8 protein-coding genes are annotated in these 12388 nt (G+C 61.2%); 4 read left to right on the top strand and 4 right to left on the bottom strand.

Translation table 11 applies throughout. The annotated features are described in order from the left end of the window. Positions 1-81 precede the first annotated feature (81 nt). The gene (locus AADW57_RS14285; protein ID WP_341667560.1) at positions 82-882 is read left to right on the top strand and encodes a tRNA threonylcarbamoyladenosine dehydratase; all 801 of its coding nucleotides are present in this window, start codon (positions 82-84) and stop codon (positions 880-882) included. On the opposite strand, the gene AADW57_RS14280 is transcribed toward AADW57_RS14285, so the two are convergent. The 3 genes from AADW57_RS14280 to uvrA are packed head-to-tail and all read right to left on the bottom strand — an operon-like array spanning position 859 to position 8305. After that, positions 859-1509 (bottom strand): aminotransferase class IV, encoded by a 651-nt coding sequence (locus AADW57_RS14280; protein WP_341667559.1) that lies wholly within the window; start codon positions 1507-1509, stop codon positions 859-861. The genes AADW57_RS14285 and AADW57_RS14280 overlap by 24 nt on opposite strands. Beyond that, a complete protein-coding gene (locus AADW57_RS14275; RefSeq protein ID WP_341667558.1) occupies positions 1506-2633 on the bottom strand; it encodes an aminodeoxychorismate synthase component I in 1128 nt (375 codons plus the stop codon). Before AADW57_RS14275 ends, AADW57_RS14280 begins: the two co-directional genes overlap by 4 nt. Then, positions 2606-8305: an excinuclease ABC subunit UvrA gene (gene uvrA / locus AADW57_RS14270; protein WP_341667557.1), complete on the bottom strand. Its 5700-nt coding sequence runs from the start codon at positions 8303-8305 to the stop codon at positions 2606-2608. Before uvrA ends, AADW57_RS14275 begins: the two co-directional genes overlap by 28 nt. Positions 8306-8552: 247 nt before the next feature. Here uvrA and AADW57_RS14265 point away from each other — a divergent pair, with 247 nt between their 5' ends. Both AADW57_RS14265 and AADW57_RS14260 read left to right on the top strand, forming a co-directional pair. Then, on the top strand, positions 8553-8681 hold the full coding sequence (locus AADW57_RS14265) for a hypothetical protein (RefSeq protein WP_003803595.1): 129 nt from the start codon (positions 8553-8555) through the stop codon (positions 8679-8681). Positions 8682-8960: 279 nt separating this feature from the next. Continuing rightward, positions 8961-9884 carry a glycosyltransferase family 2 protein gene (locus AADW57_RS14260; protein WP_341667556.1) on the top strand — a complete coding sequence of 308 codons (924 nt, stop codon included), beginning with the start codon at positions 8961-8963 and terminating at the stop codon, positions 9882-9884. A 50-nt stretch (positions 9885-9934) separates the two neighbouring features. Here the strand turns inward: AADW57_RS14260 and AADW57_RS14255 are convergent, their stop codons facing one another. After that, a complete protein-coding gene (locus AADW57_RS14255; RefSeq protein WP_341667555.1) occupies positions 9935-10429 on the bottom strand; it encodes a hypothetical protein in 495 nt (164 codons plus the stop codon). Between the two features lie 283 nt (positions 10430-10712). Here AADW57_RS14255 and ettA point away from each other — a divergent pair, with 283 nt between their 5' ends. After that, positions 10713-12386: an energy-dependent translational throttle protein EttA gene (gene ettA, locus AADW57_RS14250; protein WP_341667554.1), complete on the top strand. Its 1674-nt coding sequence runs from the start codon at positions 10713-10715 to the stop codon at positions 12384-12386. Positions 12387-12388: the final 2 nt, after the last annotated feature.

Raw genomic sequence — 12388 nt, 5'->3', positions numbered from 1 at the left:
GGGAGAGCATAAGGCTCGGCAGCGGGCGAATTTACGTAAAATCGAGAGGTTTGGCGGTATGGGCCGTACGTGGAAAGTTATATGACACAGCAGCAGGGCATGGATGCCGAGCGTCGTTTCGGCGGTATAGATCGTTTGTATGGGGCCGGAGCACGGGCGCGTTTATCTGCCTCCCATGTCATGGTGGCCGGCATAGGCGGCGTGGGGACCTGGGCCGTGGAAGCCTTGGCGCGTTCCGCCGTGGGAACCATCACCTTGATCGACCTGGATCACATTGCCGAATCCAATATCAACCGGCAGTTGCCGGCGCTGGACAGCACTTTGGGCCAGGGCAAGGCCCAGGCGATGGCTCAGCGTATCCTCGATATCAATCCGGATTGCCGCGTGCATGTCGTCGATGATTTCGTGTCGGCCGACAATGTGGCCGATCTGATGGGGCGCAAGCCCGATGTGTTTCTGGACTGTACCGATCAGGCCAGTGCCAAGATCGCCCTGATTCTAGAAGCGCAGCGTTGTGGTGTGGTTTTGCTGACTTGCGGGGGGGCGGGTGGCAAGACCGATCCTTTGACGCTGCGCATCGGCGATCTGTCTTTGGCCCGTCACGATGCCTTGCTGGGGCGTTTGCGTCAGATCTTGCGCAAGCAGCATGGATTTGCGCGTGGCAGCGACGCGCAGGGTCGCGCCTTGAAGCGCGTGCCGCGCATGGGAGTGCAGTGCCTGTGGTTCGAGCAGGAAACCCGCTTGCCGCAGGCCTGGCAGCCTCAGGAGGACGGCGCTTTGCAGGGTTTGGCTTGCGCGGGGTATGGGTCGGGGGTGACGATTACCGCCAGCATGGGTATGCTGGCGGCCGATTTTGCCTTAAACAGTCTCTTGAAGCAGTAAGGCGTCCTGCCAGCCGCGCAGCGCATTGGAGATACGCAGCGCCCGCGCCGTTTTCAGGGCATCCAGCGAAATCTCGGCTTCGCGGGCCAGACCGCTATTGAGCAGGGCCCGGCGTTGCACACCGGGCAAGAGCCAACCGGTGGCGGTCGGTGTCCACCAGACGCCTTGATCGTCTTGTATGTAGATATTGCTGCGACTGCCTTCGCAGACCAGGTTGCGGTCGTCCACGAAAATGACATCGAACAAGCTCGGGTCGTCGGCCAGCAGGCGGCTGGCGTGTTGATACCAGGGACGGTGCGTGGTTTTGTGAGCCAGCAGCGGGTCTAGGGCCGGCAGCGGTGTGGCCGATAGCCGCAGATGCAGCGGACCGGCCAAGGCGGGGAGCGGTTCAGCCTGGGCGGTGGCGGCACCCTGTGCCTGCCAGAGCACGCGCAGACGCAGGGCGACCTGACTGGGGGCCTGCGCCAATGCCAGATGCATGGCTTGCAGCCAGATTTGCGCGTCCCAGACATAGTTCAGTTCGCGGCAACTGCGCGCGATACGCTCCAGGTGCAATTCCAGCAGTGGGATCTGGCCGTCCGGGTCTACACGCAATGTTTCGATCAGCTCTGGTTTACCCTGTGTCATGGCGTGGCCTTTTGCATGAGAGTGATAGGGGTTTGCAGGACGCGTGCCTTCCACAGGCATTCCTGCCATTCCTGATCCGGGTCGGAGTCCAAGACAATACCGCCGCCGGCACCAAAGATGCCTTTGCCTTCGTCGTCCAGCTCCAGCGTGCGGATGCCGACGTTCAGGAACAGATCGCCTTGCGGATTTACATAGCCTAACGAGCCGCAGTAGATGCCGCGCCTCCAGGATTCCAGGCGACGTATGCATTGCATAGCCGCCAGTTTGGGGGCTCCGGTAATGGAGCCGCAAGGAAACAAGGCGCGCAGCAGGGTTTCCAGTCCGCAGTCATCGGGCAGGTGCGCCTCGATGGTCGAGGTCATGGTCCAAACCGAGGCATACTGTTCTACATCGAACAGACTGCTGACACGCACGGAGCCGGTACGGGCGATGCGGCCCAGGTCGTTACGCAGCAGGTCTACGATCATGACATTTTCTGCTTTGTCCTTCTGGCTGTCACGCAGATCCTGGGCGTTGGCCTTGTCGCGCGTTGGGTCGGCATCCCGTGGCCGTGTGCCTTTCATGGGTCGGGTGCGGATGTGGGTGCCGCGTTTTTCCAGAAACAGCTCGGGCGATAGGGACAGGATGTGCCGTCCGCCTAGATCCAGGTAGGCGCCGTAGGCGACCGGGTGACGGCTGGCCAGTGCGGCATAGAGCTCGCGGGGCGGCATGTCGGCCTGGATGTGCAAGGGGACGGTGTAGTTGATTTGGTAGAACTCGCCGGCGCGCAAGCCGGCTTGTATCTGTTCGATGGCAGCGCGGTAGTCGTGTTGCGAGATGCCCAGGCTGGCGTGCAGTCGCGGTGCTGTCTGGCTGCTCCAGGGGGGAACATGGCTGGCGTTGGCAAAGACCAAGGCCGTCAGCGGAGCCTGGGAACCGGCAGGACGCGCTTGCAGGCGCGGCTCGAACAGTTCGGCCAGTTCGTAGTCCAGCGCCAGCGCGACCCAGTGGCCGGCGCGGCGGGCGTCTTCAATGGCGGTAAAAGCGTGTGTCAGTTCCTGTGGAGTGCGGGCCTCGATCCGGCCCAGGCACTCCTGCATTTCCAGCGCGGTATTGTTCAGTCTGTCTTCAAAGCGGCCATACATGCGCCGTGTTCCTCTAAAAATTCAGCCAGGGCGGCCCCGGTATGGGAGCCAGGCGTGGCCTGGACCTGTTCGGGCGTGCCTTGCACGACCAGTCGGCCACCGCCCGAACCGCCTTCCGGACCTAAGTCCACGATCCAGTCGGCTTCGGCGATCAGGTCAAGATTGTGCTCGATCACGATGACGGTGTGGCCGGCATCGACCAGCCGGTGCAGCACCAGAATCAGCTTTTCTACATCGGCCATGGACAGTCCCACGGTGGGCTCGTCCAGCACGTACAGCGTATGCGGTGCCTTATAGGCCCGTCCGGTCCGGGTCAGGCCTTCGTCCAGCCGCGCCTTGACCAGTTCGCTGACCAGTTTGATGCGCTGTGCTTCGCCGCCCGACAAGGTGGGCGAGGGCTGGCCCAGAGTCAGGTAACCCAGTCCTACGCTTTGCATCAATTGCAGCGGGCGCAGGATCTTAGGGTGGGCGGCAAAATACTCGACGGCCTCGTCCACGTCCATTTGCAGCAGTTGACCGATGGTGACATCGCGCCAGGTAATGGACAACGTGTCGGGGTTGAAACGCTGGCCGTGGCAGGCATCGCAAGGCACTTTGACGTCGGGCAGAAAGCTCATTTCCAGCGTGCGCATGCCTTGGCCTTCGCATAATGGGCAGCGGCCTTCGCCGGTATTGAAGGAAAAGCGCGATGCGCTCCAGCCGCGCAGGCGCGCGTCGTTCGTGCTGGCAAACAGCTTGCGTACTTCGTCCCAGAAACCGATATAGGTGGCCGGGCAGGAGCGTGGTGTCTTGCCGATAGGGGTCTGGTCCACTTCCAGCACGCGGTCCAGAGACTCCCAGCCGCTGATGGAGGCGCAGCCTTGCCAGGCGGGCGGTTGCTGGCTGCCGACGGTACGCGCTAGATTGTCCAGCAGCACGTCGCGGGCAAAGGTGGATTTGCCCGAACCGGATACGCCGGTGACGACACTGAGCTTGCCCAGCGGAATGCCGGCCTGCACGTCTTGAAGATTGTGCAGGCGCGCGCCATGTACGGTCAGCAGGGGCGTATCCGGTTCGACAGGGCGACGTGCCTGCATGGGGTGTTGCAAGGGTTCACGCAGGTAGCGGCCTGTCAGCGAGGCGGGGTTGGCTTCGATTTCCGCCAGTGTGCCTTGGGCGATGATTTCGCCGCCGCGTTTGCCGGCACCCGGTCCCATGTCGATGATGTGCTGGGCGCGGCGTATGGTGTCTTCGTCGTGTTCGACTACAACCAGGGTATTGCCGTTGCCTTCCAGACGGGCCATGGCATTGAGCAGGATCTGGTTATCGCGCGGATGCAGCCCTATGGTGGGCTCGTCCAGTATGTAGCACACGCCTTGCAGATTGGAACCCAACTGCGCGGCCAGGCGGATGCGTTGCGCTTCCCCGCCCGAGAGCGTCGGCGCGGCGCGGTCCAGAGCCAGATAGCCCAGACCGACTTCCAGCATGAAGTCCAGACGGCTGCGGATCTCGTTGAGGATATCGCGGGCGATGTCGGCTTCGCGGCCGTTCATGTTCAAGCCCGTAAAGAACGTTTGGGCCTGATCGACCGGCAGGCTGGCCAGTTGCGCGATGGAGCGGTCACGCCACTCGAAGGCCAGGGAGACAGGATTCAGGCGCTGGCCCTGGCAGCTCGGGCATTCGCTGGCCTGGCCTTCGTAGCCTGCATTCCAGGTGTTTTCCTCGCCCGTTTGTTCCTGGTCGAAACCGGTCAGCTTCAGGCCGGTGCCAAAGCAGTCGGTACACCAGCCGTGCTTGGAGTTGTAGGAAAACATGCGCGGATCGGGTTCTGGGAAGCTGGTGCCGCAGCAGGGGCAGGCGCGCTTGACCGAGAAATGCTGCTGGCTGGCCGAGGCGGACGGATGGCCCTGGCGGCGCTGCTCCAGCGACAGGGTGCCGGACGGTGTCAGCGGAGCCAGCACGCTGAGCGTGCCGTGGCCCAGTTCCAGAGCATCGCGTATCGCCTGACGCAGTTGCAGTTCATGACGAGGGTCTACGATCAGGTCGGCCACAGGCAGTTCCAGCGTGTGTTCGCTATAGCGATCCAGACGCGGCCAGGGCGAGACAGGGATGAACGCCCCGTCTACGCGCAAGTGCGTGTAGCCCTTGCCTTGCGCCCATTTGGCCAGATCGGTGTAGTAGCCTTTGCGGGCCGTGACCAGCGGGGCCAACAGGCCTATGTGTTCGCCCTTGTGGTCGCGCAGCAATTGCGCGGCGATTTGCTCGGGCGTTTGCGGGGCGACCGGCACACGGCAGGTGGGGCAGTACTGCGTTGCCAGCTTGACATACAGCAGACGCAGGAAATGATGGATTTCCGTCATGGTGGCCACGGTGGACTTGCGACCGCCGCGACTGGTGCGCTGCTCGATGGCCACAGTGGGCGGAATGCCGTAGATGGCGTCCACGTCGGGCTGGCCGGCCGGCTGCACAATGGCGCGCGCGTAGGCGTTCAGGGACTCCAGATAGCGGCGCTGGCCTTCGTTAAAGAGGATGTCGAAGGCCAGGGTGGATTTGCCCGAGCCGGAAACCCCCGTTACTACGGTGAAGGTGTTGCGCGGAATATGAACCGAAATGCCTTTTAGGTTATGTTCGCGGGCATTCAGGATGGCAATGTGATTGTCCTGTTTGGACACGGGCGCAAGCGCATAGGACGCGGCAGGTTCGGCCAGGGCTGGTGTCGCCCGGCCTATGATGGCGTCTTCGTATTCCTTCAGCGCATGGCCGGTGTGCGAATGCGGCAGGGCCATGATGTCGTGCGGGGTGCCGGCTCCCAGTACCAGGCCGCCGCGTTCGCCGCCCTCCGGGCCCAGGTCTATGACCCAGTCCGCGGCGCGGATCAGGTCCAGATTGTGCTCGATGATGAGCAGGCTGTGGCCGGCGGCCAGCAGTTTGCGAAAAGCGCGCATCAAGCGGGCGATATCATCGAAGTGCAGGCCGGTGGTGGGCTCATCGAACAGGAACAGATTGCCTTTCTTGGCAACTTGCACACGGCTCAGGCGGCTGCGCGAGGCTTCGGCCAGATAGCCGGCCAGTTTCAGGCGCTGGGCTTCGCCGCCTGACAGCGTGGGTACGGGCTGGCCCAGTTTCAGGTAATCCAGGCCCACGTCGGCCAGCGGTGCCAGACCGGTTTGCACATCGCGCAAACCTTCGAAGAACGCCATCGCTTCGTGTACCGTCATGTCCAGCACTTGGTCGATGGAGGCGCTGCGCCCGAAGTGCTCGATGCGTACTTCCAGCACTTCGGGCCGGAAGCGTTTGCCGTCGCAGTCCGGGCAGCGCAAATACACATCCGACAGAAATTGCATTTCGATGTGTTCAAAGCCGGTGCCGCCGCACGTCGGGCAACGGCCGTCGCCACTGTTGAAACTGAAGGTGCCGGGCAGATAGCCGCGCTCTTTGGACAAGGCCGCCTGAGCGAACAGTTTGCGTATAGGGTCGAAGGCACCGACGTAGCTGGCCGGGTTGGAGCGGGCCGTCTTGCCGATAGGGGTCTGATCCACCATGACGACGTCGGCAATCTGTTCTACGCCCAGCAGTGCGCCGTAGCTGCCGGGGGCCTCGGTGGGCTTGCCTTGTTGCTTGAGGATTGCCGGGTAGAGCACATCCTGAATCAAGGTGGACTTGCCCGAACCCGACACCCCGGTCACGCACACCAGGCGGCCTAGCGGGATGGAAACCGAAACATGCTGCAAATTGTGTGCGCTGACGTCCTCCAGCAGCAGCCGCGGCGTGTTGTCGGCCACCGGCAGGGGGCGTGGGGATTCGATGCTCAGTTCGCCGCTCAGGTAGCGCCCGGTCAGGGTGGGGGCGCTGCGCAGGGCGTGTGGCGGTCCGTCGAATAGAATCTGTCCGCCGCGTTCGCCAGGCCCTGGACCCATGTCCAGGATGCGGTCAGCCGCCACCATGACTTGTGGATCATGCTCGACAACCACCAGGGTGTTGCCGTTGCCGCGCAGCCGGTGCATGACCTGGATGATGCGGTGCATGTCGCGCGGGTGCAGGCCTATGGATGGTTCGTCCAGCACAAATAGGGTGTTGACCAGCGATGTGCCCAGGGCCGTGGTCAGATTGATGCGCTGCACTTCGCCGCCGGACAGGGTGCGGCTCTGGCGATCCAGAGACAAGTAGGCCAGCCCAACATCGCACAGATAATCCAGGCGCGACAGGGTTTCTTTCAACAGCAGGTCGATGGCGGCATCGCGCGCATCGCCAAAGTGCAGGCCACGGAAGAAATTGCGCACATGCTCGATGGGCAGGCGCATCAGGTCGGGTACGCTTAAACCCGGCAGGGTATCCAGTTGTGGGCGCGACCAGAGCGCATGCACAGGCATGAAGCGTTTATAGATGGAGTCGGCCGGCGCTTGATCCTGGCCGACACGCCACAGGCTGGCGTCCGGCTTCAGGCGCGAACCGGCGCAGGCCGGGCAGGTGTTATAGCTGCGGTATTTGGACAGCAGCACGCGCACATGCATTTTGTAGGCGCGCGACTCCAGCCAGTCGAAAAAGCGTTGCGCGCCATACCATTGGGTTTTCCAGGCCTGATTGCCGCCTTTCCAGTCGGGGGTGCCGTGAATGACCCAGTCTTTTTCGGATTCGCTCAGGTCTTTCCAGGGCACGCCCAGGCGCACGCCCGCCGCCGGTGCGTAGCGTTCCATTTCCTGTTGGCATTCTTTGTAGCTGGCTGTCTGCCAGGGCCGCACGGCTCCTTCCAGCAGGCTTTTGCTCTGATCCGGTACTACTAGGCCGTAGTCTATGCCCATGACGCGGCCAAAGCCCCGGCAACTGTCGCAGGCACCCAGCGGCGAATTGAACGAGAAGGTGCTGGCGACCGGTGCGCTGTAGTCGATGTCGCAATGGGCGCAGTGCAGCCCCTGGCTGAAGCGCCATGCGGTTTCGGGGCCGTCGCTGTTGGCCGAGGCGTAAACGGTCAGGCGGCCTTGTCCGTGGCGCAAGGCCGCTTCGATGGCTTCCATGAAGCGCTCGGGTTCGACAGTGCTGGCGCGAAAGCGATCCTGGACGACATAGAGCGTTTTTTGCTCGGTGGGTGAGTTCTTGGCGGTCTTGCCTTTGCCGGCAGTGGCGACGGGCAATGCCGTGGTTTCTTCGTGGTGCAGCCGGGTGTAGCCTTGCTGGTGCAGCAGTTTTTCGATTTCTTCGGTGGTGAAATTGACCGGTACTTTGACCGGAAAGGTCAGCACCAGGCGTGGATCGTCGTGGCTGACCGCCAGAGCGCGGATCTGACGGGCGATGCTGTCGGCATTGTCGCGGCGCACCGGCTGGGCGCATTGGCGGCAGAACAGTTCGCCCAAGCGGGCGTACAGCAGCTTGATGTAGTCGTTCAGCTCGGTCATGGTGCCTACCGTGCTGCGCGAATTGCGCACCGGATTGACCTGGTCGATGGCAATGGCGGGCAGTATGCCTTCGATGCGGTCCACCTGGGGTTTGTCCATGCGGTCCAGAAACTGACGGGCGTAGGGCGAAAAAGTCTCTACATAGCGTCGTTGTCCTTCTGCATAGAGCGTATCAAACGCCAAGGAACTCTTGCCCGATCCGGACACGCCGGTAATGACCAATAGTTCGCCGGTCTTGATACGGACATCCAGGTTTTTCAGGGTGTTCTGGCGAGCGCCGAAAATGCGTATTTCTGAACTCATGGCAAGGTAGGCTTCTTGGAGAAGGCGCAGCAGGATGCGCAGGAGAGAGCCGCCTCGGGAGCGGTGCGGCGCGTCGGTGCGAACCGCAGGCAGACCGGTGCGATCTGTGGGGTGCGAGCGTCGTTTCCGTGGAGGACGCTTACGCTAATCTTTGTATCTTAACGCGGTTTACGGTAGAATTTCCGGTTAGCTTTTGCGCTTTTGTCGGGATCATCCGGCAGGGCTTTTATTTAGATCGGAGATCACCATGGCGGAAATCAAACGCACTCGCCGCAACACGCTGGAGCGTCGTTGCCTGGGCAAGGCTTTCAAGCGTCTGTTCGTTCGCGCCCCTAAAGGCGTGTTCAAGATGCTGGAAAAAGTCAAGCGCGTGTAAGCGCATTTGACGGCGACTTTTGCGGCGTAGGCTTTGCCCTCGCCGCCAAAGAACGCCAACTGTTTTCAAACAGGGAAAAAACCACAGGAATGCCTGTGGTTTTTTTTGTGTGCGCGCCATGTCGCAGTTAAAAATGGATACCAATTCCCGGCCGCTTGTCCCAGGTCGGGCGATGGCGGCACTGCTCTTGCGTGCTATGGTATACAGGCATTTTGTTGCGGATGGGTAAAGGGCGGGTTGCGCAGTGTGCTCAATATCGAGAAAGAAGAAGAAAACATCATGGAATGGCGCCATTTGTTCACGGTCCTGACGCCCACTTTCAACCGGGCTCACACCCTGGAGCGGGCGTATCGCTCGCTGTGCGAACAGACCTATCAGGATTTCGAGTGGGTGGTGATCGATGATGGCTCTACCGATCAGACCCGCGACTTGGTTTTGGGCTGGCAGCAGGAAGCTCGCTTCCCGATTCATTATGCCTGGCAAGAAAACCGACATAAAAAGGCGGCTTTCAACCACGGCGTGTCTTTGGCGCATGGCGAATTGATCGTTGCGCTGGACAGTGACGATACGCTGGGCACCAACGCTTTGTACGACATGGCGCAGGTCTGGCACCATATTCCCGAACAGGAGCGCGACGGCTTTGCGGGCGTGACCGGGCTATGTGTGCGCCCCGACGGCAAGGTGGTGGGCGATATGTATCCCAGCGATGTTTTTGATGCCACGGCGCTAGATCTGACCTTTCGCTACGATGTACGCGGCGAGAAATTCGGTTGTCTCAGCACGGCGGTGTTGCGCCAGTTTCCTTTTCCGGATCAGATCGACGGTTTTGTGCCCGAAAGCATGGTCTGGCGGGCGATTGCGCGCGCGGGCTACAAGCATCGCTTCGTCAATACGGTGTTTCGTGTTTACCACGATAGCCCCGACTCCCTGTCCATGCAGGGCAAGACCAGCCAGCAGCATGCCTTGGGTCTATGGTTACTGGCCCAGGATACGGTGGTGGAGTGTCTGCCGTGGTTCCGCTACAGCCCCAAGGCATTTTTGATGGCGGCGGCGCGCTATACGCGCTTCGGCCTGCATTTGCGCGCCAGTGGTCGCCGGCCACCGCCGCAATACCCGCTTAAAGGGATGGCGGCGCGCCTGCTGGTCGGACTGATGTGGCCGGCGGGGGCCGCTTTATATATCCGCGATCGGCTGCGCACCTAATAGGGGGTGCCCGGCAGGCCTAGCTATTGCGGGCCCGCCGGCTGGCAGACTTAGTGCAGAATCTGTCCGCGGCTGTCGGGCAGTTCATCGTCGTCGTCTTGATCATCATCGTCTTGATCGTCGTCGGGTATGAAGGCATCGTCTTTGAGCGCGAAGGGCAGCAGCTCTTCCAACGTCTCGGTCCAGGCTACTTCGTCGCCTTCTTCGTCCACTTTGATGAAACGCACCGGGTCGGCATCGGTCAACTGGATGGCCCACAGATAGCGGCAGGCGTAGACAGCGGTGTCGTCCGGTTCCAGGCCTCCCCGGTTGCCCAGCACGCGCGCCCCTTCGCCGCCTATCTGCACGACGGTGAACTGGCTTTCGTCTTCGTCCTTATCCAGCGGAACGGCAAAAATGGCCCATTCAAAGCCCGTTTCCTGGGCGTCCACGACTTCGGCCAACACGGCGCGGCCTAAATAAGCACTCAAGGCATCGGCAGTGCGGCCTAGGGTTTCCAGCTCATCGGCGGTAAAAACAAGATCAGGTGCGTCAGCGAAGGACATGGTGTCTTTGGTTTGTCAGCATAAAATGAGTATATTAACCGACGGGTGTTGCTGGGCGGGTCGCTGGCCTGCGTATCTATCGCGCCAAAGCGCGCATTTTCGGACGGCAAACGCCTACAATCGCTGTTTCCATCTATTCGGTGCGTCTGTGCGCCGGCCTGGGTTTTCGTGTACGGCGTGCGGGGCGCAGACGATGGTGCCCGCCGCGCCCCACCTGTCGTGACACAGACACCGTAGCCGCAGGCCGGCTCTGTCTGGCTTGTTTTTCCCTTTTTAGGTTCTTATGGCCCAATACGTATATTCAATGAACCGCGTCGGCAAAATCGTGCCGCCGAAGCGGCAGATTCTGCGCAATATTTCTTTGTCTTTCTTTCCTGGTGCCAAGATCGGCGTGCTGGGCCTGAACGGCTCGGGTAAGTCGACATTGCTCAAGATCATGGCGGGCGTGGACAAGGATATCGAAGGCGAAGCCATTCCCATGGCGGGTATTAAGATCGGCTACCTGCCCCAGGAGCCGCAACTTGATCCCGCGCATACGGTACGCGAAGCGGTGCAAGCCGGCTTGGGACAAGTGTTCGAAGCGCGGCAGCGTCTGGAGCAGGTGTATGCGGAATATGCCGAGCCGGACGCTGATTTCGACGCATTGGCCGCCGAGCAGGCCGAGCTGGAAGCCGTGATTGCCGCCGCTGCGACCAGCGGCGCGGACGACATCGAAACTCAAATGGAAATTGCGGCTGACGCGTTGCGCCTGCCGCCGTGGGATGCCGTCATCGGTAATTTGTCTGGTGGCGAAAAGCGCCGCGTGGCCCTCTGCCAATTGTTGCTGTCCAAGCCCGACATGTTGCTGCTGGACGAACCGACCAACCACCTGGACGCCGAAAGCGTGGAATGGCTGGAAGTATTTTTGCGCCAGTTCCCCGGCACGGTAGTGGCTGTGACCCACGACCGCTACTTTCTGGATAATGCCGCCGAATGGATTCTGGAACTGGACCGTGGTCACGGCATCCCCTGGAAGGGCAATTACAGCTCCTGGCTGGAACAGAAGGAAGACCGCCTGAAACAGGAAGAGTCGTCCGAAAGCGCCCGCCAGCGGACCATCAAGAAAGAGCTGGAGTGGGTGCGCCAGAATCCCAAGGGACGCCAGGCCAAGGCCAAGGCCCGTCTGGCTCGTTTCGAGGAGCTGTCCTCGCACGAATACCAGAAGCGCAACGAAACCCAGGAAATCTTCATTCCGGTGGCCGAGCGCCTGGGCAACGAAGTCATCGAGTTCGAGAATGTCAGCAAAGGCTATGGCGATCGCCTGCTGATCGACAATCTCAGTTTCAAGGTGCCGGCCGGTGCCATTGTCGGCATCATCGGCCCCAACGGCGCGGGTAAGTCCACCTTGTTCCGCATGTTGGCCGGTAAAGAGCAGCCCGATTCGGGCACGGTCAAACTGGGTCAGACCGTCAAGCTGGCGTATGTTGACCAATCGCGCGATGCGCTGGCCAACGAAAAAACAGTGTTTGATGCGATTGCCGATGGAGCCGATTTGCTGACGGTGGGCAAATTCGAGATGCCGTCGCGCGCTTATCTGGGCCGTTTCAACTTCAAGGGTGCCGACCAGAACAAGATCGTGGGCAATCTGTCCGGCGGTGAACGTGGGCGTCTGCACCTGGCCAAGACCTTGATCGCCGGCGGTAACGTGCTGTTGCTGGACGAACCGTCCAACGATCTGGACGTGGAAACGCTGCGCGCCCTGGAAGACGCCTTGCTGGAATTTGCCGGTACGGTTCTTGTCATCAGTCACGATCGCTGGTTCCTGGATCGCATCGCCACCCATATACTGGCCTTTGAAGGCGATTCTCAGGCCGTGTTCTTCGATGGCAACTATCAGGAATACGAAGCCGACAAGAAACGCCGCCTGGGTGAAGAGGCCGCCAAGCCACGCCGTATCCGCTACAAGTCCCTTAAGTAAGG

It is taken from the genome of Alcaligenes sp. SDU_A2 (assembly GCF_038237375.1).
Classification (GTDB): domain Bacteria; phylum Pseudomonadota; class Gammaproteobacteria; order Burkholderiales; family Burkholderiaceae_B; genus Alcaligenes.
The sequence above is the reverse complement of the archived record's forward strand: the minus strand, read 5'-3'. Positions and strand labels throughout refer to the sequence as shown.